Source organism: Streptomyces sp. NPDC111516, assembly GCF_055635345.1.
In genome coordinates, this window is the sequence record NZ_JBVKBV010000011.1 from 196,659 (window position 1) to 221,507 (window position 24,849).

Sequence of the window (24,849 nt, forward strand, 5' to 3'; positions counted from 1 at the left end):
GAAATCCGGTCGGATCGGACCAATGGGTTCCGGTGCGGCCGGAGTTACCTTTGGGCGGTGCTGACACCGACGTCTGGCAAGCCACACACAAGCCTGGCGCGCGTTCTCGAAGACCTCGGGGACGTGTTGCTGGAGTCGATCGCCGGCGGCGGGAGCACGCGCCGGCAACTGAGCGGTGTAGTCATCCACGACCCGCTCGACGAAGCGCAGTTCCCCGCACAGGCGGTAGTCCTGGGGGTGGGCGTCCATGAACCGGACGACGTGGTCCGCCTCCTGCACGACCTCGGCCGCAAGGGCGCGGCGGCGCTCGTCGTACGGTCACCCTTCACCGCGACCGTGGCAATCCGGCGGGCCGCCGACGAGTCCGGCGTCGCACTGCTCGGACTCACCCGCGGAGCCTCCTGGGCGCAGGTCGCCGCCATGCTCCGCACCCTGCTCGTCGAGGGAGACATCGGCGACATCTCACCGCAGACGCTGGGCGGCATGCCGTCGGGCGACCTTTTCGCGCTGGCCAACGCCGTGGCCGCGCTGCTGGACGCGCCGGTCACCATCGAGGACCGCAGCTCACGGGTGCTCGCCTTCTCCGGCCGACAGGACGAGGCCGACCAGTCCCGCGTGGAGACGATCCTGGGCCGCCAGGTACCGGAACGCTTCACCCTCGGCCTGGCACGCAACGGCGTCTTCGAGCGACTTTATCGCGGCCATGCGCCCGTGTACGTCGATCCGCTCCACGACGAGACGATGACCGTTCCCCGCGTGGCGCTAGCGGTCCGGGCCGGCGACGAGATCCTCGGCTCGATCTGGGCGGCGGTGCCCGGGCCCTTGTCCAAGGAGCGCACGCAGGCGCTGATCGACGCCGGCAAGCTCGTCGCGCTCCACATGTTGCGCTTGCGTGCGGGCGCCGATGTCGAACGCCGCCTGCGCGCCGACCTGGTGAGCACCGCGCTCGAAGGCGGCACGGGGGCACCGGAGGCGATTGCGCGGCTCGGGCTGGTAGGGCAGCCCGCGATCGTGCTGGCACTGGGTCTGTTCGGCAGTTCGGACGCCGATCCGTCGACGGAGGACGGTCTGCGCCGGGTCGCGGACCGCCAGCGGGTCGCGGACGCGCTGGCCATGCACCTGAGTGCGGTCCAGGCGCGTTCGGCCGTGGCGCTGGTGGGCGACGTTGCCTACGGCATCGTGCCGATGCCGGGGAGCCAGGCGGACTGCCAGGAGCGGTCGATCCGCGTTGCGTCGACCTTCCTGGAGCGCACCGGGCAGCGCGTGGATGCGGCGATCGGAATCGGCCCGCCCGCACTCGACGGCTCCGGACTCAGCCGCTCGCGCGACGGCGCGGACCGGGCGCTGCGGGTGCTGCTCGCCAACGGGGGCACCCGACGGGTGGCCACGGCCGAGGACGTCCACGTCGACGCGCTCATGCTGGACCTCGCCGATCTGGCCGCCGCGCGCGGGGACGTGGCGACCGGGCCCGTCGCCCGTCTGCTCGACTATGACGCCCGGCACCAGTCGCAGCTCGTCCACACGCTGTCGTGCTGGCTGGACGCTTTCGGTGACGTGGGGGCCGCGTCCGCCACGGCGTACGTGCACCCCAACACCTTCCGGTACCGACTGCGACGGGTCGCGGAGGTCGGTGAGATCAATCTCGACGACCCCGGCGAGCGGTTCGCGGCGATGCTGCAACTCCGGCTCCACCCGGCCCGGCACCGCGAGTAGGAGCCGGACACCGCAACGGGACAACGTTCGTCCGCACCGCCCGAACACCACCTGAAGGTTTGTGGAACTCCACGAACCCGCTGCGTCACCTGATGTCCAGGATGGGCCATCAACCACGACGCAGCGGTACGGAGGTAACCATGACGGCGGTGGTCACCGAGGACACCTGGACACCGATGCGGGTCAACCGGACAGCAACGATCACGATGGTGGTCATGCTGTGCGCCTGGTCGATCGACTACATCGACCGGTTCTCCATCAGCATGGCTCTGCCGTCGATCGGAGAGGAGTTCCATCTCGGTAAGACCGCACAGGGCTCGCTGGTCACTGTCTTCGCGCTGGTATACATGATCTGCCAGATACCGGCGGGCTTCCTGGCCGATCGGTACGGCTCCCGCAAACCGATGCTGATCACGCTTTTGCTGTGGTCGCTGTTCACCGCGCTGACCGGGATGGCCGGCACGTTCGGTCTGCTCCTGCTGTTCCGTGGCCTGTTCGGTGCTTGTCAGGGCGTGTTCCCGGCGGCGTCGTTCAAAGCGATCGCGGAACGAACGACACCGGAGAGACGAGGAACCGCCACCAGCGTGATGTTGTCCGCCAGTGGGATCGCCGGCCTTGCCCCCTTGCTCGTCGCCCCCCTGCTGACGGGCATCGGCTGGCGGCACACCTTCCTCTGGATGGCGGGTTGTGGCGCGGTCATCGGCATCGGTTTGTGGGCGCTCCTGCCCAAGGCGTTGCCGGACCGGCTCAGCCGGCTCCCGCAAACGGCGGGGACGACGCCCGAAATCTCGCGGGCACAAGTGCTGAAGTCCCCGGCGGTGTGGAAGTTCGCGGTGCTGTTCTGCGCGATGAACATGCTCAGCTACGGCCTGGTGATCTGGGTGCCCAGCTATCTGCTCGAGGCCAGACACCTGTCGCTGAACGAGACCGGCTTGCTGTCGGCGATCCCGAGTCTGGTGGGCTTCGCGACGACCATCTTCGGCGGCTGGCTGTTCGACCGGTACTTCCATGACAAGGCCAGGTGGTACCTGGTGTCCATCGCGACGGTGACCGCGGTCCTGCTCGTCCTGATGGTGTCGGCGGGCAGCGCGGCGACATTCACCGTCTACGAGACGTTGGCCGTCGGGGTGTTCGGGATGGCTACGATGTGTGTCTTCGGACTCCCGCTGCGGGTGCTTCCCACGGCGGTGGCCGGCCTCGGCTCCGGGATGACGAACTTCGGCGGCCAGGTCGCCGGCGTGATCGCCCCGCTGGCGATGGGCTGGCTGGCGGAGGCGTTCTCCTACACCGCTGCGTTCGGCTTCCTGATCGGCACCACACTGCTCACCGCGGTGCTCGCGTTCTGGGTCCCGCAGCACGCCGAACAGTTCAACTTCCCGTCGGCTGCCACCAAGTAGCCGGCCGAAACCGAGCAGACAGTCCACACCGGACAGACAGAAGGGACCACTCCATGGTCAACGAATCGGAACTGGTCGGGACAATCACCGCCCGAGCGGCGGAAGTCGGCGTCCAGGTTTGGCTGCACGCAGCTGATCTGGACGGCCCGCGACAGGTGTGCATCGACGCCGAGGAGCCGGTGGTCACCGCCTCCGTGTTCAAGGTTCCCGTAGCAGTGGAACTTGCCCGGCAGGCGGCCGACGGCGAAGTCGACCTCGCCGAGCGGATCACGGTGCCGTCGGGACATCCGACCGCCAGTCCGTACGGCCTCGCGACGTTCCGCCATGACGTCACGATGTCCTGGTACGACCTGGCCGTCCTGATGATCGGCATCAGCGACAACGTCGCCACAGACCTGATCCTCGGGAAAGTGGGAAAGGCCGCGGTCGCCGAGACGCTGCGCCGGCTCGACCTCCCGCACACGGCCGTCCCCCACGACTGCGGGGAGCTGTTGCGCACGATCGGCGAGGACCTCGGGATCGACTACCAGGACGACGAACGGATCCTGGCCGCGTTGCCGACCGAACAACTCTTCAAGCTGCGTGCGATGACGCCCGAAGAGACCTGCCGGACCACCGCCGCGGAAAGCACCCGGTTGCTGGGCCTGATCTGGCGTGACGAAGCAGCGCCCGCGGCGGCGTGCGCCGACGTCCGGCGCTGGCTGGAACTGCAGGTGTGGCCGCACCGGTTGCGCTCCGGTTTCGCGGACGACGACGTCAGGATCAGCGGCAAGACCGGCACGCTGCCCTCGCTGCGCAACGAGATCGGCGTGGTGGAGTACCCGGACGGCGGCCGGTACGCGGTCGGCGTCTTCACCAGGGCCGTCGACGCCCGATCGAGAGTTCCCGAGCGTGACGCCTTCATCGGGTTCGCCGCCGCCCAGGCGGTGGACTGGCTTCGGCGGTAGCCAATACCGGCGGCCGGGTGTTTCGTCGATGAGGGTTTCGCCGGTTCTCGTCGTTTCTCACGAATCGGCCATGAGCGCGCAGGTCATAACCTCCCGGAACCACCCGTTCTCCGACTCGTCCATCGGCACGGCCGCCCGGCTGGCCGTCGACCACCTCCATGCGCAGACCCCAGCCTGGAGGGCGGGAAGGACGCGGCGAAGGGCAGCGGCCCCCTGGCGAGGGGGCCGCCTTTGGATTGCGGCCGTTTCGCTCAGGCGGCGTGGCGGGTCTTGCGGCGGCGCACTGCGACGGCGGTGCCGCCACCGGCGGCGATCAGCGCGGCGGCCACGCCGGCAATCGCCGCGGTGTTGTCGTTCGTGCCGGTCTCGGCGAGGTCAGAGCCCTTTGCCGCAGTCGACGGGACGCTGTTTGTCTTCATGGTCTTGTTGATCCAGCCCGCATAGGCGGGCGCGCTGGTGTAGAGGCCGGGGCCCTGCGAGCACGGCACCTTCGGGGCGCCGGGCCCCGAGGTGACGCCGATCAGCTCCCAGCGGCCGTCCCGACCCTTTTGGACCTGCGGTCCGCCGGAGTCCCCGAAGCACGCCATGGCCTTGGGCACGGTGGTGATCGTGCACAGCCGGGTCCGGTCCGCGTAGCCGGGCGCGCACTCGGACTCGGCGCCTCTGCGGGTGTTCAACTCCTTTAGCCGGTCGGGGAACTTGAACTCGGTGTCGACGGTGGTGCCGAAGCCCAGGAGCCGGGTCGGCGTGCCGGGCCGCCCGGCCTGCTCGGCGATCTCGATGGGCTTCTCAGCGACCGGGCGGTCCAGGCGTATCAGCGCCATGTCGTGGTTGTTGGCGGCCTTGCCGGCGCCGTTCACATAGTCGGGGTGGATGAAGGTCCGGTCGATCTTCCGGACGGTGCCGCCGGACTTGCGGTGTTCGCTGCCGACGCGCACGATGCCGTCCAGCTCGAGGCCGTCGCCCTTGACGCAGTGGGCCGCCGTCAGCACCCACTGCTGATGGATCAGCGATGCCCCACAGGTCCCGTCGTACAGACCGTGCTTGGGGGCCGACTCCGGGATGGTTGCCATGAACGGGTAGCTCTCGGTGGAGTCCGACCCGTTGACGATGGCGCCGGCGCTGCCGGCCATGACGGTGACGCAGGCCGCGGCGGCGAGAGCACCGACGGCAGCGGTGCGGGCGGTACGGCGGTGCAGCGGCTTGAAGCTGAACACAGAGGTTTCCCTTTTTTGCTTGGTGGATCTTATGCATTCAGCCTCGTTGTTCGAGGCCCGCCGGACCATCCGGGCAACGGGTCGGCCGATGGTGGGGCCAGCCCCCCTCTGTACTGGTGAAACTCGGGGCCCGGAGTGTGGCTGCCCGGCGAAGGACTTCGCAGAGCGCCGGAGAAGACCCCCGGAGGGAGTCACCGACCCGGGAGCCGAAACGCAGACGTACGCCCTACTCGCGCTCGTGCATGCCGTACTGGAAACCGGCTGCGACGCGGAACGGCCGGAGCGGCGGAGGCTCCGCCGACGGCTGGACGGACCCGCCCCTGCCGCGATCGGCAAGAACCACGTCGCGTTCATGGCCGCAGTGTGATGGATACACGGGCTTCAGTTGGCCAAACACTTCAAACGACCGAGTCGGCTGGGGAACCGTGCCCTCACGCCGCTCCGCAACATCCGCTGCGGCCCTGGGCCGGGGCAGCTGTGTCTGAAGTCGGAGGTTCTCAAGCGGCCAGTTCGTTCCAGAGGGTGGAGATGGCCCTTGGCTGCTGTCGCTCCAGGGCTCACATTGACATGTTCGCGCGGTGGTCACGCCCGGATCGCTGCGTACGTTGGGGGGCACATCACCCCAGGTCAGCGCACCCGCCCTCGCGGTTTCAGCGCCACCGGCGGCAGTGCGGGAGCAGGCAGCCGGCCACCGTCGTAGCCGTGCACCTCACCAAAGCGGGAGCCCTCCGCCCACGCCTGCCGGGCCTCCTCGATTTCCTCGTGGGACCGCCCGATGAAGTTCCACCACATCTCACACCGCTTCAGCGTTTCCCCAGGTCAGACGCATTCAAGTCCGCGAGGGGTCAGCAAAAGGTCAGCATCGCGACGGCATGGTTCCCTGCGACCTTGGTGCTGCAGCGCCCCGCCCAACCTCAGACGGTCAGGCCGACGTCCAGAAGCTTGGCCGCCTTGCCTATCGACCCGGGCATGAGATGACGGTAGATCTTGAACGTGACGTCGATACTCTTGTGCCCCATCCACTCAGCCACGTCGGTGATCGGAATGCGATGAGACAGGCAGTTTGAGGCGAAAAAGTGTCGGAACCCGTACATGACCATCCCCTCAGGTATATCCGCCTCCTCGGCCCTCTTTATCCTCTGCCACTGGTTCGAAAGGTAGTAGTACGGGAATGTCTTTGCGGGATCCGCCGGGTGCCTGAGAAGGTAGCCATCCACGGTTCCGTACTTCTCCGCGTACCATTCGATGGTTTCCTTTATCCTCGACGGCAACGGCACGTCACGGTATTCCCCAACCCTGCGGTGCTTGAGTCGCCCGTATTGCCTGGTGGTTTGGTTCACTTGCTCGGTGATTCGGTATACGTCGTCGGCAACGATATTTTTTATGCTTACCGCCGCCGCCTCTCCGTTGCGCATCCCGCAACCACTCATGAGATCCGCTATCAAACGGAAGGCGTCGTCACCAGCAGTGCGTATTTGCCGGAGTTGCATCACAGAGGGAATAACAGCACGCTCGGGATCATACTGGGGAGGTTTTACTCCCTCCAGCGGGTTTTCTCCAAATATTCCTAGCCTGTGCGCATCGAGAAGGATCGCCTTCAGCTTGTCATACGCGTTGGCCTGAGTCGCTAGACCGACACCATTGCGCTCCAAGGTCTGAATGAATCTGTCCACGACCTTGTGATCGAACGAATCCATTCGGCGACTACCGAGTGCCGGAAGAATGTGGTGGTTCAGCAAGGAATCGAGGTGGCGTATCGACGACGCAGCCAGATCCCGCTGGCCTCCCTTCCACCCGGCGGCGTACTCGTCGAATGGCATGGATCCGTACTTTTGGATGCGTTCGGCTCTACTCTGTTTGCGAGGTGCCTCCTTCCGCTCCTTATAAACCTCCATCAGTCGCGCAATGGCCTTGTCCTGGGTCGCAAAACCGGACTCGACGGTCTGCTTGCCCGCAGCATTGCGATACCTAATCTTGTAGGCGTGGGGAAACTTTGACCATCTCGACTCAGAATGACCGCACTCTTTGAAAAAGGTACCCATTCCCCTGACGAGACCTCTGGTCGCCAAAGCCCTAACTCCCCCTACCGACTGAAACTTCCGATGCGCAACAAATAAGTCCGCCAGCGCTCAACTAATCTGCCGCTGTTCAAGCCATTTCAGGACATCGGCGATCTTGAACTGCATTTTCGCATTCTTCCCGTTGCTGAATCTGTACGCCTTCAGGCCGCAGCGTCGAGCATCCCAGTAAATCCAAGTGAGCGACGTATTCAGATATTGCGCCGTCTGCTGGGCGTCCATAAATCGAGACTCCATGCGTTCCTCCTATCCAGATACCAAACTATTGGGACTGGCAAGGGAAGATGGTCCGGCACGCCCTTGTTGGCGAGGTACGTGAAGCAGGACGCTCGAGCGTCGTACAGGCGCACCTGACGTAGCCCCAGCAGCGCCATGATCCGGTATGCCCGTCGGCGGAGTTGTTTGATATTCCGAACCTCCCCCATCTCGTCCACTAGTGGCCGTGATCATGTTCATGTCAGTTCGCGTTGACCACAACACGATCCGACCCCGCGTGGCTATATCCGCAGGCACGTCCCTGCTGTTGACCAACTCCCGCAACTCGTCGGCCTGTTCCACGGAGAGCTCCATTCCAAGAGACCCTGCCACACAAGATCAAGTAACGCTGACGGAATCACGAGACACTAGTGGCGGGCCATGTCATGGGCGAGGCCAGTGCCGATCGCCTTGAGCAGGGCCTCCCTGCGTGACCAGGCCCGAGCGAAGGCCTGCCGACGGTGGTGCGGGGAGAGGAGGGAGAGCTCCATAGTCTCGCGGGGGTGGAGCACTGGCACGGTCTCCTCGACGGCCTTCAGCAGCGGTACCGCTTCCAGGTCCACGCCGACCGGGGTGGCGGCGATGGCCAGCAGCGTCAGCGGACCGGTGTGGGAGAGGGAAAAGTGGAGATCGTCGCGGCCCGTGACGGGACGCCCGTTCAGGGCGCCGCACTCGGGGCAGGGAGCACGGCCGATGCGGACCTCGGCAGGAGAGATGCCGAGATGGGCGGCGAGCAGGGTGCGCAGGGCCATGTGAGCGCTGACGTAGGTGTCGCGGTCCCGGGGATGGTGGAAGGAGGCGGCTCGGCTCCGTTCCACAGGAGAGAGGATGTCGGGGGCGAGGCGGGCAGCGGTGAAGGCATGCTCCCTGGAGTCTACGAGATGGAGCAGGGGACCCCCGCTGGGGGTGAGTGGCGGCGGGTCAGTAGCGTGGCGGAAAAGCGCTGGCGTGGAGGTTGTTGGTGAGTAGGTGGGCACGGTGTTTCCATCCCGTTCTTCAGGCTCGGGCGCGGCTGGTGTGCTTTCCGCACGCGGGGGGTTCGGCGAGTGCGTTCCACTCCCTGTCCGCCGCTCTGGCCCAGGCGGGCGTGGAGGTCTGGGCCGTTCAGTACTCGGGGCGGCAGGAGCGTTTCCGTGAGGCTTGTGTCGAGCGGGTGGACCTGCTCGTGGATGCCGTGACCACAGAGTTCCGCCCGGGGCTCGGTGACGGGCTGCCGTTCGGGCTCTTCGGACACAGCATGGGCGCGGTGCTGGCGTTCGAGACCGCGCGGCGGCTGGAGGGGGACGGGCGCGGGCGCGGGCCCACCGTCCTGGTCGTGTCCGGGTGTCAGGCGCCGTCGCTGCCCTGGCCCCCGCCCGGGGCGTTGTCGCTGAGGGATGCCGACGACGCGATGCTGGTGGAGGAACTGCGCCTCCTGGCCGGTCAGGACGCAGATGTGCTGAACCACCCCTCACTGCTGCGGCTCACCCTGCCGGCACTGCGCGCGGACTACCGGATGCTGGAGGACTACACCTACGTATCCGGAAAGGGGCTGAACTGCCCGATCGTCGCCCTGGCCGGGGACCGCGATCCGCGGGTGGCCGTCGACAACGTCGCCCGGTGGGAGCGGGAGACCCAGGCCGGGTTCGCGATGCAGGTCCTGCCCGGCGGTCACTTCTTCGTCGACGAGCACCTGCCGTACATAGCGGAGGCGATCGGCTCCCGGCTTTGACACAGGTGCTGCCGCGCCGTGGTGACGGCGCGGCAGCACCCCACGGATCCGCAACTACGCGGCCGAGCCGGGCTCCCTCTTCAGGATCTCGACCAGCGGCAGGTTCTCGGCGAGACCCTGGACGGTCTCCTCCAGCCGCCTGGCCAAGCGCTCGACGCGGGAGTCGTCGAAGATCTCGGAGTTGTACGTCACCGCTATCTCCATCCCGCCGTCGGCGGCCCGGTCGAACACGAACTGCAGGTCGGCCTCCTTGGCACGGCGTGGCAGCTCCAGCCGGCGGAACTCCACCTGGTGTGCGTCCGCGCCGGAGGGCTCCGGGGCCTCGGCCATGTCCATGGCCACCATCACATCGAAGACGGGACTGCGCTCCGGGCCCCGTTCCCAGCCGAGGTCCCGCATTGTCCACCCGTACGGATACTCCTCGTGCTGGAAGGCGCGCAGCACGTCGTGCTGTGCGGTGCGCAGCACAGAGGCGACCGTGTCGTCGGGCTGCAGCCGTGTGCGCAGCGGAACGGTGTTGATGTAGAAGCCCAGTTGGTTCTCGAGATCGAGACGGTTGCGGCCTCGGGTGTACGTGCCGACGGTGACATCGCTGCCGCCGGTCTCGGCCAGCAGCAGGAGGCTGACCGCTGTCTTGGCGACGACGAACTCCGTCACCCCGTGGTCGCCCGCCAGGCTCGCGAGGCGCGGGGCGAGCTCCGGCACTGTGCGGCGCAGCCGGCCCGCGGCGAAAGCGGTCCGGGCCGGCCGCGTCCGGTCCGTGGCGAGCGGTACGACGGAACTGGCGCCCGCCAGTTCCTGGAGCCAGAACTCGCGGTGCTCCCGCGCCCGTTCACCTGCCATACGGGAGTTGCGCCACTGGGCCGTGTCCTTGTACTGCACCGCCAACGGTTCGAGTCCCGCGTCGCGACCCTCCACCTCGGCGTCGTACAACCTCAGCCAGTTCTCGACCAGCGCGTCCACCGTCCGCCCGTCCGACACGAGCTGATGCATGGACGTCACCATCAGCCAGCCCTCATCCGTGCGCAGCAGGTCGACGCGCATCAGTGGCTCCTCGGTCACCAAGAAGGCCGTCCGGATCCGGTCCTCGGCGAAGGCGCGGGCGTCGGCGGCCGGCCGTCCCGAGAAGTCGTGGACCGCGAACGGCAGCGGCAGCGCTCCCGGCGCGTGGACGATCTGCCTCCACCGGTCGCCCTCCTTCGCGAACGTCGTCCGCAGCGTCTCGTGCCGCTCGACGAGTCGGGCGAAGCCGCGTTCCAGCGCCACCGCGTCGACGTCGCCATGCAGCTCGTACAGGTCGTTGCGGTTGAACCCGTCGGGCCGGTCGTACCTGTCCTCCAGGCTGAGCAGCAGGTTCTGCGTGTGCGCGACCGGGTAGGCGCCCGGGCCGCCCAGGCCGACGATCACCTCGTCCCCGTCCGCACGGCCGTCCGCCTGCTCGAGAGCCGTGGCCAGCGCGGCGATGGTGGGCTGCGAGAACAGCACCTCCAGGTCCAGGTTCACGCCCAGCTGACTGCGGATCCGGGACAGGACCTGCACGGCGCGCAGGGAGTTGCCGCCGATCTCGAAGAACGGGTCGTGGACGCCGACCTCCTCGGTGCCGAGCACCTCGCGCCAGATCCCGGCGAGGGCGCGCTCCGACTCCGTGCGCGGCCCGGTGACACCGGAGGCGCTCGGCCGGGGCAGATCGATGCGGGTGAGGGACTTGCGGTCGATCTTGCCGTTGGACGTCAGCGGCATCGCGTCGATCTCGACGAAGTCGGCCGGGACCATGTGATGGGGCAGCTCGCCGTGCAGCACGGTACGGCACTCGGCGACCGTGGTGCCGGGCTCCAGCACGACGTACGCGCACAGCCGGTCCTTGGCGTCGGCGCGGACGACGACCGCGGCCGCCTTCACACCAGGGCAGGCGTCCACACGGCGCTCGATCTCCCCGAGATCGATCCGGAAGCCTCGCACCTTGACCTGGCTGTCCGTGCGGCCCAGGTACTCCAGGGTGCCCTCCGCCGTCCAGCGTCCGGCGTCGCCGGTGCGGTACATGCGCCGCTCCGGCTGGAAGGGGTCGCGCATGAACACCCTGGCGGTCTGCTCGGGAGCGTGGAGGTACCCACGGCTGACACCGATGCCCGAGACGTAGATCTCGCCCTTCATCCCCTGCGGGCACACCCGCAGGTGCTCGTCCAGCACGTAGATCAGGGTGTTGTGGATCGGTGTGCCCAACGGCACGGTGTCCGTGGTCACGGGTTCGGCCATCACATGGTGCGTGACGTCGTCGGACGCCTCGGTGGGGCCGTAGGCGTTGACGACCGGGATGCTCGGGTAGTGGGCCAGCCAGCGGTTCACCGAGCGGGGCAGCACCGCCTCGCCGGTCACCATCAGATGGGCGAGGCTGCGCAGACCGAAGCGGCGGCCAGCGCGCTCCCAGGCGTCGAGCATGGTGTCGAGGTAGGAGGGGACGACTTCGAGGACGGTGATCCCGTCCGTGTCCAGGCGTTCGGCGAAGCGCACCGGATCGAGCTGCAGCGCGGTGTCGTAGATCACCGTCCGACCGCCGACGTACGGAGCCGCGAACATCTGCCAGACGGAGATGTCGAAGCTGTTCGACGCGTTCTGCGTCACCACGCTCCGCTCGGTCAGCGACAGGTCGTTGATCTTCGAGTGGAGGTGGTTGAGCATCCCGAGGTGTTCGACCATCACGCCCTTCGGCACACCTGTCGAGCCGGAGGTGTAGATCACGTACGACAGCGCCGAGTCACCGGTCGTGACGTCCAGGTCGCCGGCGTCGAGGTCCGTGCCGGTGGCGTCCGTCAGCTCGACCACGGTGCACTCGTCTCCGATGTGGGCGCGCAGCCCGGGCGTCATCCGTGCCGGGTCGACGGCGACGACCCGCACCTGTGACGACTCCAGCATCGACCGCACGTACGCCGGCGGGTAGCCCGGGTCGACCGGCATGTAGGCGGCGCCGCACTTCCACAGCGCGAGGATCGCCTCTACCGTCAGGATCGAACGGTCCATGACGAGGGCCACGACCTCTTCGGTCCCCACCCCCAGCTCGTCCCTGAAGAAGCGGGCGAGCCGGTTGGCGCGGGCGTTGAGCTCGGCGAACGTCCGCTGCTCGGACCCGGCCACGAGGCAGACGCGGTCCGGGCTTGTGCGGGCGAACCGCTCCACGGCCAGGTGGATCTTCAGCGAGGCGTCGAAGTGGAAGTCGTGCGCGCCGATGGCGAGTACGCCGCGCTGCTCGGCCTCCGTCAGGTGCGGGATCTGCCGCAGGGCCACGTCCGGACGGTCCAGGACGGCGCCGAGCAGTCCGGCGAAGGACTGCCACAGCTGGTCGACGGTGTGCGCGTCGAACAGGCGCGTGTCGAAGCGGATGACCGCCCCGAGGGTACCGGCCTGCTCCGCGAGCATGACGTTCAGCGGGAACACACTGGTCTGCAGGGTGACGTCCAGAGGCTGCACCCGCAGGTCGTCGTTGCCCATCGTCTGCAGGGCCTGCTCGTCGTCACCCGCGAACTGCTCGAACTCGATCAGTACGTCGAACAAGTGCGCGGAGTGGGTGAGCCCGCGCCGCTGAAGCTCTTGGACGAGTTCCTCGTACGGGTAGTCGCTGTGCCGGGCGCCGGTCGTGAACCGGGAACGGACCTGGGCGAACAGCGTCCGGAAGTCGGCCTCGTCGTCGATCCGCACCCGCAGCGGCAGCGTGCGCACCAGCATGGCTACGAGCTGCTCGGCGCCCGGCTTGCCACGACCGCTCAGCGAGGTGCCGACCACCAGCTCGCCCTGGTCGGTGTAGCGGGCGAGCAGCGCGGCGAAGGCGCTGACGACCGAGGTGAAGGCGGTGCCGCCCTCGGCCTTCGCGAACCGCTGCAGTTGCTCCCACAGCCCGTCGGGAAGCGCGTAGTCGCGGTAGGCGCCGCTGAACGCCTCGCCGCCTACACCGGAGCGGACCGGCAGGTCGATCCCCGCGGGCACGTCCGCGTACTGCTCCAGCCAGTACGCGGATGCCGCCTCCCTGTGCTCGTCGGCCCGCTGCCTGCTCTCGATGTGGTGGTCGCGGTAGCCGAGTTCCACTGCGGGCAGTCCGGGCTCGACGCCCTGCGAGAAGGAGGCATAGAACGCGGACAGGTCGCGGACCAGCAGCTCCAGGGACCAGCCGTCGGCCACGATGTGGTGCGTACTGAGCGTCAGGACGTGCTCGTCGTCGGCGAAGGAGGCCAGCTGAGCGCGGACCAGAGGACCGGCCGCTAGGTCGAACGGAGCGGCCGCGAAAGGACGCACGTACGCCGTGATGCCGGTGTCGTCGGGCCGGCCGTCGGCCGACTGCTCCAGGTGGAGGGGGACCGTGAACCCCTCGGCGGCGGCCGTGGTCTGGGTCAGTTCACCGTCGGCGAAGGCGAACGTGGTGCGCAGGGCATCGTGACGCCCGGCCAGCGCGTCCAGGGCCTGCCGCAGGGCCTCCCTGTCCACCTGCCCGTCCAGCCGGAAACTGCGGGTGAGGTTGAAGGCGGTGGACCCGCCTTCGAACTGTGAGGCGACCCAGATGTTCAGCTGGGCGGGGGAGGCCGGGAACGGCTCCGACGCAGCGGTGCCCACCTCGGGCGCTGCAACGGGGGTGGACCGGGCGTCCTGGACGTGGGCGGCGAGCTGTCTCGGGGTTTCGTGGTCGAAGACGGCGTACTCGTCGAGTTCGACAGCGAAGAGAGTGCTGAGGCGGCTCATGACCTGCATGGCGCTGATGGAGTCGCCGCCGAGGTCGAAGAAGGAGGCTTCGGTGTCGGGCGTTTCGCCCAGGACGTCCTGCCACACCTCCAGCACGGCCTCCAGCGGGTCGACCGTGGTCGGCACGGCCGGCAGGGGCGTGGCCGCGGCGGAGCTCGTGCGGATGTTGCTGTCCTCCAGCCAGCAACGGATGCGGTCGAACTGGTACGACGGCAGCTCGACGCGGCGTCCCGGACCTATTTCGGCGTCCCACCGCCACCGGGCGCCCGCCGTGTACAGACCGGCCAGCAGACCGGGGAGACCGGTCGTGTTCAGGGCCACCACGTCATAGCCCTCACACGCGCGCCCGGCCAGCGCCCCGGAGATCGTGGACAGCGGGCCGGCCTCCACGAACAGGACCCGTCGCGGGCCGGTGAACTTGTTCAGGAGCCGGTCCACACGCGCGTCGAGGTCCGCGGGCACGGCCCGTTCCTCGGCTGCCGCGCCGGGCAGCGCCTCGTCGAGCCGGACGCGGCCGTTGGCGGCGTCCAGGGCGAACTTGCCCGCCTTCTGGGCGACGACGTGGTCGAAGTCCAGGCCGATGTGGCGCAACAGGCCCACGAAGGCGTACTGGAACGCGAACCGCTCGTCCCGCAGGCCGAGCCGGTCCGCGGTAGCCAGGACCTCCCCGTACAGCCTGTCGAAGTGCGGGTGACGGGCCCTGAGCCCGGCGGTGAGCTCCGGCGTGGCCTCACAGGCATCCGACAGCAGCAGCACCGTCGTCAGCTGCCCGGCGGGGGCGGGCGGCGGCGGCGCCGCAGCGAGAGCGTCAGTGAGCCCGGCCAGGCTGCACACGGTCAGGGCGATGCGGTACGGGTGGTGGTCGCGCCCCGCCGTCAAGGTGCGCTCGATGTCCGCCAGGTCCAGCTCCGGCCGCTCCTGGACCCAGCGGCGCAGCGCGGCCGCGTTGGCCGCGAGGGCGGTGGGCGTCTTCGCCGACAACGGAACGAAGTACGTCCCGTCGGAGTCCCGCACTCTCCCGACCGGAGAGCCGGGCGAGTCGGGCGCTTCCTCCAGAACCGCGTGCACGTTGGTGCCTATCACCCCGAACGAGCTGACGCCCGCGCGGCGTATCCCGACAGCCGGCTCCCACGGTGTCAGCTCCCGCGTGACCGACACCGCCGAGTTCGCGAAGTCGATCAGCGGGTTGAGCTCGGCGGCGTGCAGGGTCGGGAACAGCTGCCGGGTGCGCAGGGAGAGGACCGTCTTGATCAGGCCGACCAGGCCGGACACGCTCCAGGTGTGGCCGATGTTGGACTTGGCGGTCGACAGGGCGACGAAGTGCTTCCGATCGGTGACCCGTCCGAACGCCAGGTCGATCCCCTCGATCTCGATCGGATCGCCCAGAGGGGTGCCCGTGCCGTGGGCCTCGATGAAGGAGATGGTCGTCGGGTCGATCCCCGCCTTCTGCCAGGCCGCTTCGATGACCTCGGCCTGGGCGGTGCTGTCCGGAGCGGTCAGGGTGCTGGAGCGGGACGAGTCGTTGTTGGCGGCGGTGGCCTTGATGACGGCGTGCACCGTGTCACCGTCGCGCCGCGCCGCGTCGAGCGGTTTGAGCAGGACGACGGCGACGGCCTCGCCCGAGCCGGTGCCGGCGGCCTCGGCGGAGAACGCGCGGGCCTTGCCGTCGGCCGAGCGGATGCCGATGTCCAGGTCGCCGGTCTTGTGGTCGGCCAGCACATTGATACTGGCCCCGCACACCATCGCCAGCTCGGAATCGCCCAGCAGCAGGTCGTTCACCGCCTGGTGAACGGCGAGCAGGGAGGACGAGCAGGCCGAGTCGATCATGGTGGCCGTACCGCGCAGGCCGAAGAAGCGCGACAGTCGTCCAGCCATGGCGGAGTGGTGCGTACCCATCCTCGTGGTCGGCTCGGGCTCCAGCACCAGTTCGCCGTACTCGATCTTCGTGTCGGCGGCGTACACCGTCGCGCGCACGCCCTCGAGCGCCCCAGGGGCGTAACCGGCGTTCTCGACCGCCTCGTAGGCGACCTGGAGCAGTAGTCGGTGCTCGGGCGCCATGTTCCTGGCCTCGCCCTTGGAGATGCCGAAGAACGCGTGGTCGAAGGTGTCGATGTCGTCGAGGAAGCCGCACAGCTGGTAATCCTCGTCCGGGGGGAGCGAGGTCCGCGCGATGCGATCAGCGCTCAGCTCACGGACACTGTCGCGGCCGTCACGAAGGTGGCGCAGAAACTGCTGGAGGTCGTCCGCCTCGGGCAGCCGGGCCGCCATGCCGATCACGGCGATGTCCCGGCCGGTGTCGGCCGAGAGCCCGGTGGCACGCGCCGCGCCCCCGGCAGCGCCGGCCGCGCCGCTCGCGTTGGTCTCAGAACTCATGCTCGGTGACCCCGTCTTCCGGCTCGGTGAGGAGGGGCGCGACCAGCGCCGCCTGCCTGGCGATGGTGCGGTGGGTGAACAACTGGGCGACGCGGAAGGTACCCGGGAAGCGCTCGTCGAGCAGTGCGTACAGGCGCAGCAACTTCAAGGACGTACCGCCGAGGGCAAAGAAGTTGTCCTCGACTCCCAGGACGGGACGGTCCAGGACGGTCGCCCAGATGTCACAGATGCGACGCTCGACGTCGGTCCGCGGGGCGGCCGACGCGTTCGGCAGCGACGTCCGTGCGAAGCGTGGCGTCGGCAGGGCGGCGCGGTCGGGCTTGCCGTTGGCATTGGTGGGGATGCGCTCCATGGCGATGTACTCCCCGGGGACCATCACCCTGGGCAGCAGGCCCGTCAGGTAGGCGCGCAGCTCCTCGGCGAGATCCTGCTCGTCCCGGTCGCGGTCCTTGGGCACCACGTAGGCGACCAGGTGGGCCTCACCGCTCGTGTCCTTGTTGGCGATGACGATGCCCGTCGAGACGGCCGGATGCCCGGTGAGCGTGTTCTCGACCTCCGCTGGCTGGATCCGCACCCCGGTGATCTTCACCTGGTGGTCGGCGCGTCCGAGGACGTCCAGCAGGCCGTCGGGGCGCAGCCGTCCGATGTCACCGGTGCGGTGGAGCAGGTCGTCCTCGTCCTCGCGCAGCGGGTTGGGGAAGAAGCTCGCGCGTGTGGACTCGGGGTCGTGCAGATAGCCCAAGGTACGGAACGGGGTGCGGATGGCGATCTCGCCGGTCTCGCCGACACCGCACAGCACACCGCCGTCGCGCATCACGAAGACCTGTGTCTGCGGCAGCGGGGGGCCGACCGGGATCACCGAGGGCGGCGGCCCGTCCGGGACACGGTAGAAGAACTTCGCGAGCGTCGTCTCCGTCGTCCCGTACAGGCACACCACCTCGGTGCTCGGGCAGCGGTGGCGGATGTTCTCCACCAGAGCCGCCTTCAACGGCTCGCCCGAGCAGATCGCCAGCCGGAGGCTGTCCAGGCGGACGTCGTCGGGGGCGTCCAGGAGCCAGGTCTGCAGGACGGTGGGGGCGGCGTGCAGGATGCTGATCCGCTCGCGCTCCAGCCAGCGGAAGATCGCCTTGCCGCCCAGTTCGTCCGCCTCCTCCGGCACCACGAGGGTGCCGCCCGAGACCAACGCGAGGAACGTGTCGCGGAGCATCACGTCGAAGGAGACGCTGGTGAGCTGCGAGCACCGGTCGTCCTCGCCAACGGCGAACTCGGCGGCCTGCCAGGTGAGGAAGTGGCTGAGCCCGCCGTGCCGGCCCAGCACCCCGCGGGGCAGGCCGGTGGTGCCGGAGGTGAAGAACAGGTATGCCGGGTCCGCCGCGGACACCGACGGCAAAGGTGCCGTGCCGTCGCCGTCCTCGGGAAGCGGCAACAGTCCGTCGGCGTCGACCTCGACCGTTTCGAAGCCGACCACCGCGCCGCCGCCGGCCCCGTCGGTGACCCTCACGAACAGGGCGGCCCTGCCGATCTCCAGGAGGTGGCGGATGCGCCCTTCGGGCAGTGCGGGGTCCACCGGGAAGGCGACGGCCCCGCTGCGCAGCGCGCCGAGCAGGCCGACGACGAAACCGATCCCTCGCGGGCCGGTCACCCCGACCACGTCGCCGACGCCGAGACCACGTGCCACCAGCCGACGGGCGACATCCTCACTCCGGGCGACCAGTTCGCCGTACGTCAGGGTTTGGCGGCCCTGCCGGACGGCGACACGGTCGGGATGGCGTGCGGCGACGCGGTCGATCAACTCCGGCACCGGCTGCTGGTCGGGCTGCTCCACCGGTGCCGCGAGCTGAGCCCGCTGGTGCCGGGCGGCCCCGGCCTCCAGGGCGTACGACGTGATGGGCCGCCCGGGGTCCGTCACGGCCAGTTCGAGCACCTCGACCAGCTGGGCGGCCATCGTTTCGGCCCGTTCGGGCGAGAACAGATCGGTCCGGTAGACCAGCTCGATCAGCATCCCGCCGTCCGGCTTGTCGCGGAGGTAGAACGTGAGCGGGAACTTGGCCTGGAGGTCGAACGCGTGGTCGTCGACCTCGGCGGTGACCCCGTCGATGGTCAGGTCCTCAGCCATGTCACCCAGGTAGTTCAGCAGTACGTCGAACACCGGGCTGCGGTCCAGGGCGCGCTCCGGGTTGAGGCGCTCGACAAGCAGCTCGAACGGTGCGGCCTGGTGCTCGTACGCCTGCCGCACTCCCGTGCTGACCCGCTCCAGAAGCTCGGTGAAGGGGGGTGCTCCGGTCAGGTCCGTGCGGAGCACCAGGGTGTTGAGGAACAGCCCGACGGTCCGCTCCAGGGCCATGCCGGGTCGGGACACGACCGGGAATCCCACCACCACGTCCTGCTGGTCGCCCAGCCGGGACAGGAGCAGGTTGAGGGCAGCCATCGTGATCTCGAAGGAGGTCGTCGCGGTGCGTGCCGCCAGCTCCCGCAGTCCGCGGCCGGTGCCGGGGTCGACTCGCACCGTGAGGCTCGCGGACCGGTTCCGCGCGACCGCACCGGGCTCGTCGGTGGGCAGGTCCAGGGACGGCGCGTCGGCGAGGCGGTCCACCCAGTACGCCAGGTCGTCCTCGATGTCCTCACGGTGTGCGGGGTCGCGTACGGCGGCCGCGTAGTCGATGTACTGCGCCGAGGGGGCAGGCAGCGTGTCTCCCTCGCCCGACGCGTGCCCCGCGTACAGGCTGGAGAGCTCTTGCATCATGAGGCGCAGCGTCCAGCCGTCGCCGGCGGTGTGGTGCACCACCACCAGAAGCTGCCACTCCTCGTCACCGAGCCGGAACAGCACGACACGCAGCGGCGAGGACTGCTCGAGACGGAACGGTACGGCGCTGGTCTCCCGCACCTGTCGCGCAGCCTCGTCGCGCGCTTCCTCGTCCGGGAGAGCACCCAGGTCTCGTACCTCGAAGGGGAGGGGGAGGTCGTGACGCACCCGTTGGAAGACCTCGCCGCCCTCTTGGACGAACGTCGTGCGCAGCATCTCGTGCCGTGCGACCAGGCTCGAGACGGCCTGCTCCATCACGCCGGCGTCGACCGGGCCGCTGAGGCGGGCCAGGACAGGGATGTTGTAGGAGCCGCTGTCGGGGTCGAGCATGTGCAGGAACCACATGCGTTCCTGGGCGAACGACAGGACGTGCCGTTCGCCGCGCGGGACGCGCGGCAGCGGCGACGCGGACGGCGCCGACGCCGCCGAGCCGGCGATCAGGTCGGCCTGGGCGGCAATCGACCGGTGGGTGAACAGCGAGGCGAGCTTCAGCTCGACACCGAAGGCCTTGCCGATGCGGGTGGACAGCTGCAACGCGCTGAGTGAGTTGCCACCGAGGGCGAAGAAGTCGTCCTCTACACCTACTTGTTCCAGGTGCAGAAGCTCCGTCCAGATGGCGGCCAGCCGCTCCTCGGCCGCGGTGCGCGGGGCCACGTACCGGCTGCTGGACACCTGCGCCGTGTGGCTCAGCGCGAGCAGGGCACGCTGGTCGACCTTGCCGTTGCGCGTGACCGGGACGGCGTCGGTGAAGACGAAGTACGTCGGCACCATGTACTCCGGCAACCACGCACCGAGGGCTTCCCGCAGTTGCGCGGGAGCCGCCGGCGCGCCGGGCACGGCGTTCTCGACGTACGCCCACAGGGCGTCGGCGCCGTTCGCGTCCTTCCGCATCAGTACGACGGCACGCCCGACGCCCTCCTGGCCTGCCAGCGCTTCCTCGATCTCACCGAGTTCGATGCGGAAGCCGCGCAGTTTGACCTGGCGGTCACGGCGGGCGATGTAGAGGACCTCGCCGTTCTCCTGCCAGCGGGCCACGTCGCCGGTCCGGTACATGCGCGCCCCGGGCCGGAACGGATCCGCCGTGAAACTGAGGGCGGTCTTCTCCGGCCGGTTCAGATAGCCGCGGGCCACCTGGACACCGCTGATGTACAGCTCGCCGGGGACACCGACGGGGCAGGGCCGGCCCCTGTCGTCGAGGACGTACAAACGGGTGTTGGCGGCGGGGCCGCCTATCGTGACCGGGCCCGGTGTGTCGGTGACCTCCAGAAGGGAGACGTCGACCGTCGCCTCGGTGGGGCCGTAGTAGTTGTGCAGCCGCGTACCGGTGTCTCCGGTGGCCGCGAAGAACCGGTCGGCGAGGTCCCTGCTGAGCTTCTCACCGCTGCACACGACGTTGTGTACGTCGGTGAAGCCCCCGTCGACCGTGGACAGGTACTGGCTGAGCATCGACGGAACGAAGTGCAGCAGCGTCACGCCGTGGCGCTCGACGGTGTCGCGGATCAGCCCCGGGTCGGACTGACCCCCGGGCGCGAGCATCACCTGGCGGGCGCCGATCACGCCCGGCAGCAGCAACTCCCACACGGACACATCGAAGACGTAGGGCGTCTTCTGCAGCACGACGTCCCGGTCCGTCAGGCCCAGGTGCTCGACCATCCACCGGAGCCGGTTGACCAGGCCGCGGTGCTCGACGAGGACACCGTTGGGCACACCGGTCGAGCCGGACGTGTAGATGCAGTAAGCGAGGTCGTCGGGCCCGGCCAGCGGCGGCGGGTTGTCGGCGCGGGCGGCGTCCCCCAAGAAGGCCGTGACGTCGACGACGGTGCGGCCGGGCGCGGCCATCGCCCCGGCGCGGGCGGTGTCGGCCAGGACGACCGTGGCACCGCAGTCCTGCAGGACGGCAGCGACGCGGTCCGCCGGGTCGGTGGTGGACAGCGGCAGATAGGCGCCGCCCGCCTTGAGCACACCCAGGACCGCGGCCGTCATGTCGACGCTCCGGTCCAGGTGCAGGGCGACCAGGGTGCCGACGCCGACCCCATGGTGTTCGCGCAGCGCCCACGCGAGGGCGTTCGCCTTGGCGTTGAGCTCGGCGAAGGTCAGGGCGCGGTGCTCGTCGACGGTGGCGGTGCGCTCCGGAGTGCGGGCCGCCTGCCGCTCGAAGAGCTGCTGGACCGGGGTGTCCGTCTCGTACGCGCTGTCCGTGGCGTTGAAACCGGTCAGCACCAGCGCACGCTCGGTCCCGGTCAGCAGTTCCAGCTCCTCCACGGGGGCCTCGGGGGCCGCGGTGACGCTCGTGAGCAGTGTCTCGAAGTGGGTCAGCAGCCGTTCGACGCGTACCTCGTCGAACAGATCCGTCGCATACTCCGCGGTGACCCTCAGCCCGTCGTCCGTCTCCTCGAAGTAGAGCGTGAGGTCCATCTTGCTGTGCTGGACGGGGTGGTCGAGGTGCCGGATCCGCAGTCCGGCGGGTTCGGAGGTGGGCGTGCCCCATGCGGGATCCATCATCACCATGACGTCGAACAGGGGGTTGTGACTGCTCGTGGTGACGTCACCGGTCTCGTGGACGACCCGGTCGAAGGGGTACTCGCCGTGCCGGAGGGACTCGGCGAGGGAGTCCTGCACCGTACGCAGCAGCGCGCGGAACGTCGTGCCGGCGGCGACCTCCTCACGCAGGGCGAGGCTGTTGACGTAGTAGCCGATCTGGTCGTGCAGGGACTCCAGCGGCCGGCCGAGCGCCGAGGTGCCGAGCACGACGTCCCGCTGCCCGGTGTAGCGGAAGAAGAGCACGCGCAGGGCCGCGCTGATGCCCGCGTACAGGGTCGAACCCTCCTCGCGGCACAGCGACCTGAGGCCCCGCAGGCCCTCGGTCGGGAGCGTGCGGCGCAGGACGGCGCCCCGATAGCTGCGTACGGCGGGGCGCGAGCGGTCGGTGGGCAGGCCCAGGGGCTCGGGGGCGTCGGCGAGCTTCCGGCTCCAGTAGGCGCGCGACTCCTCGGCGGCGGGCCGGTCGAGCGTCCGCTGCTGCCAGTGCGCGTAGTCCTTGTACTGCAGGCTCCGCGGAGCCTCTTCGGAGCGTCGCCCGCCGACCAGGTGGTTGTAACCGCTGATGACGTCGTCGGTCAGCACGGTCTGCGACCAGCCGTCGACGGCGATGTGATGGGCGCTCACGACCAGGACATGGTGATCCGGGGAGCGTTCGACCAGCAGGAAGCGCACGAGGCGGCCCGTCGCGAGGTCGAAGTCCCGCTGGACGAACCCGGTGATCAGGCTCTGTGCCGTGTCCTCGTCGTCGACTGTTTCGACCTCCCAGTCGACGGAGAAGTCCTCCCGCGCCTGTTGCATGGGAACTCCGGCGACCTCGCCGTAGGCCGTGCGCAGCGACTCGTGACGGGTCAGGAGTCGCACGAGCGCACCGTGCAGAGCCTCCCGGTCCAGGGTGCCCCGCAACTCGTACACGGCGGGCACGGTGTACGCCGCGTAGGAGGCGCCTGCCTGGGCCAGGAGCCACATCGACAGCTGACCGGAGGACAGAGGGTGCCACGGTGCGGGATCCACGGGAGTGATTTCTGGCAGCGCGTCGTAAGCGTCAGGGAGCCCGGACTCGTAGATACGGGCGGCGAGTTCGGCGACGGTCTCGTTGCGCAGCAGGGCGTCCATACCCAGCTCGCGCCGCAGACGCTTGCGGGTCGTCAGGACGACGCGGACGGCCTTGAGACTGTCGCCGCCCAGGTCGAGGAACCGGTCGTTCATGCCCACCCGCCCCCAGCCGAGGACGTCCTGGAGAACGGCGCACAGTTCGCGGCTCACCTCGTCGACCGGCGCCACGTAGGCGGTGCCGTCGAAGTCGGCGTCCAGATCCGGCGCCGGCAGGGCCGCACGCTGGATCTTGCCGCTGGAGGTCAATGGGAAGGCGTCCAGGCGAATGAAACGGGCGGGCACCATGTAGGCGGGCAGCGACGCGGACAGACCGGCGCGCAGCGACGCGGTGCCGGCACGGTCGTCGCCGACCCAGTACGCGACCAACTCCTTCCGGCCGTTGACCTCGGCGGCGACCACCGCGCTGTTGTGCACACCGGGCAGGGCGGACAACACGCTGTCGATCTCACCGAGCTCGATGCGGTAACCGCGGATCTTGACCTGGTGGTCGATGCGACCCACCAGGTCGATCTGGCCGTTCTCCAGCAGGATCGCCAGGTCACCGGTGCGGTACACGCGTACGCTGCTGCCGTCCGGGGCCTGGACGTAGCGTTCACGGGTCAGTTCGGGCTGGTTGAGATAGCCGCGGGTCAGTCCGTCGCCCGCGATGAGCAGTTCGCCGGTGGCACCCACCGGGACGGGCACGTTGTCCTTGTCGACGATCAGCAGCCTCGTACGCGCGAGCGGCCGGCCCGCCGTCACGGGTCCCTCCCGATCCACGAGGCAGGCCGTCGCGTAGATCGACGTCTCGGTGGGGCCGTACAGGTTGAACAGGTCGCATTCGGTGATGGCGTCGTAGAACGCCGTGCGCAGCCCCGGTTTGAGGGGTTCGCCCGCGACGAGGCAGCGCACCACACCCGGCAACGGATCGACGGTGTCCATGACAGCCAGGTACGAAGCCAGCCCCGACGGCACGAACTGGATCAGGGTGATGCCGTGCCGAGCAACGGCATCGCGGATCGCGTGCGGCGACGTCTCCGCGCCCGACTCCAGCAGGACGAGCCTGGCCCCGCTGACCAGCGGGAGGAGCAGCTCCATGATGGAGATGTCGAAGGTGTAGGTCGTCTTCTGCAGCACCCGTTCATCGGGGGTGATCTTGAAGTACTCCTCACCCCACCGCAGCACGTTGCGCACCCCGCGGTGCTCGAGGAGCACCCCCTTGGGCTCGCCCGTGGAACCTGACGTGTACAGGCAGTAGATGAGGTCGTCGGCGGTGCCGACGACCGATAGTTCTGCGGCCCGCTCCGGCCAGGAGGGTTCCTTGCGCAGGTCCAGGACGTGGACCAGTTCGGTGATGCCCGGGTCCGTGTCGATGTTCGCCAGCAGCAGGCGCGCCCCGCAGTCCTCCAGGATGAACCGGTGCCGCGCGGCGGGGTGCTTCGAGTCCAGGGGCAGGCAGGCACCGCCCGCCTCGATGACGGCGAGGATGCCGACGACCATCTCCAGAGAGCGCTCGAACAACAGCGGCACGAGAGTGTCCCGCCCGACCCCGTGCTCCACGCGCAGCTGCCAGGCCAGCGACCGTACGCGGGTGAGCAGTTGCTCGTACGTGAGCCGCTCGTCACCGTACTCCACGGCCACATCGTCGGGCCGGGCCGTTGCCTGCTCCGCGATCAGCTGTTGTATCAACCGACTGGACTCGATCAAGGTGGCCCCTCTGTCTGTCCATACCTGGCTGCGCGCAACAGCGCGTCACCTGTTGCCCGCGGGGCGTATTGCCCGCCGCCGTAGCCACCAGGACAGCAAAGCCTCGGTGACTCTTTCAACTGAGATCGATCATCTCGATCAAACGAGGTTGTCCGTCCTCGCGGACCGCTGTTCAAGGGCACGAGCGCCACGAACACCACGCCGCGGCCCTGAGCCTCCGCGGAGGCTCGGGAATCCGGCCGGCTGTCGCAGTCCCCCGGCAAGACGATCCAGCCCGCCAGGTGAACTGGCGG

11 protein-coding genes and 1 pseudogene are annotated in these 24,849 nt (G+C 68.9%); 5 read left to right on the forward strand and 7 right to left on the reverse strand.

Annotation, left to right across the window (positions count from 1 at the left end; genetic code table 11):
• Positions 1 to 57: 57 nt before the first annotated feature.
• The 3 genes from ACZ7L9_RS22110 (at position 58) to ACZ7L9_RS22120 (ending at position 4,057) form a co-directional block, all read left to right on the forward strand.
• Positions 58 to 1,713 (forward strand): PucR family transcriptional regulator, encoded by a 1,656-nt coding sequence (locus ACZ7L9_RS22110; protein ID WP_471417256.1) that lies wholly within the window; start codon positions 58 to 60, stop codon positions 1,711 to 1,713.
• Between the two features lie 140 nt (positions 1,714 to 1,853).
• Positions 1,854 to 3,110, forward strand: coding sequence for an MFS transporter (locus ACZ7L9_RS22115; RefSeq protein WP_471417257.1), 1,257 nt, complete (start codon positions 1,854 to 1,856; stop codon positions 3,108 to 3,110).
• Between the two features lie 53 nt (positions 3,111 to 3,163).
• Complete coding sequence (locus ACZ7L9_RS22120) at positions 3,164 to 4,057, forward strand: serine hydrolase (RefSeq protein WP_471417258.1); 894 nt, start codon at positions 3,164 to 3,166, stop codon at positions 4,055 to 4,057.
• Between the two features lie 251 nt (positions 4,058 to 4,308).
• Here ACZ7L9_RS22120 and ACZ7L9_RS22125 read toward each other — a convergent pair whose 3' ends face one another.
• On the reverse strand, positions 4,309 to 5,274 hold the full coding sequence (locus ACZ7L9_RS22125; protein WP_471417259.1) for a S1 family peptidase: 966 nt from the start codon (positions 5,272 to 5,274) through the stop codon (positions 4,309 to 4,311).
• 238 nt (positions 5,275 to 5,512) lie between these two features.
• On the opposite strand from ACZ7L9_RS22125, the gene ACZ7L9_RS22130 reads away from it, so the two are divergent.
• Positions 5,513 to 5,641 (forward strand): hypothetical protein, encoded by a 129-nt coding sequence (locus ACZ7L9_RS22130; protein ID WP_471417261.1) that lies wholly within the window; start codon positions 5,513 to 5,515, stop codon positions 5,639 to 5,641.
• Between the two features lie 260 nt (positions 5,642 to 5,901).
• Here the strand turns inward: ACZ7L9_RS22130 and ACZ7L9_RS22135 are convergent.
• The 4 genes and pseudogenes from ACZ7L9_RS22135 to ACZ7L9_RS22150 form a co-directional block, all read right to left on the reverse strand.
• Positions 5,902 to 6,066 (reverse strand): annotated as a pseudogene (locus ACZ7L9_RS22135) (pirin family protein); the annotation flags it as partial.
• Positions 6,067 to 6,188: 122 nt separating this feature from the next.
• Complete coding sequence (locus ACZ7L9_RS22140) at positions 6,189 to 7,316, reverse strand: tyrosine-type recombinase/integrase (RefSeq protein WP_471417263.1); 1,128 nt, start codon at positions 7,314 to 7,316, stop codon at positions 6,189 to 6,191.
• A gap of 87 nt (positions 7,317 to 7,403) precedes the next feature.
• A complete protein-coding gene (locus ACZ7L9_RS22145) occupies positions 7,404 to 7,574 on the reverse strand; it encodes a hypothetical protein (RefSeq protein WP_471417264.1) in 171 nt (56 codons plus the stop codon).
• A gap of 401 nt (positions 7,575 to 7,975) precedes the next feature.
• On the reverse strand, positions 7,976 to 8,425 hold the full coding sequence (locus tag ACZ7L9_RS22150; RefSeq protein WP_471417266.1) for a 4'-phosphopantetheinyl transferase family protein: 450 nt from the start codon (positions 8,423 to 8,425) through the stop codon (positions 7,976 to 7,978).
• Between the two features lie 197 nt (positions 8,426 to 8,622).
• Between ACZ7L9_RS22150 and ACZ7L9_RS22155 the strand changes: the two genes are divergently transcribed.
• Positions 8,623 to 9,318, forward strand: coding sequence for a thioesterase II family protein (locus tag ACZ7L9_RS22155; protein WP_471417269.1), 696 nt, complete (start codon positions 8,623 to 8,625; stop codon positions 9,316 to 9,318).
• A gap of 54 nt (positions 9,319 to 9,372) precedes the next feature.
• Here ACZ7L9_RS22155 and ACZ7L9_RS22160 read toward each other — a convergent pair whose 3' ends face one another.
• Positions 9,373 to 16,413 (reverse strand): amino acid adenylation domain-containing protein, encoded by a 7,041-nt coding sequence (locus ACZ7L9_RS22160; RefSeq protein ID WP_471417271.1) that lies wholly within the window; start codon positions 16,411 to 16,413, stop codon positions 9,373 to 9,375.
• Positions 16,403 to 24,556, reverse strand: a complete 8,154-nt coding sequence (locus ACZ7L9_RS22165; RefSeq protein ID WP_471417273.1) for an amino acid adenylation domain-containing protein — start codon at positions 24,554 to 24,556, stop codon at positions 16,403 to 16,405. The genes ACZ7L9_RS22160 and ACZ7L9_RS22165 overlap by 11 nt, the downstream gene beginning before the upstream one ends.
• Positions 24,557 to 24,849 lie beyond the last annotated feature (293 nt).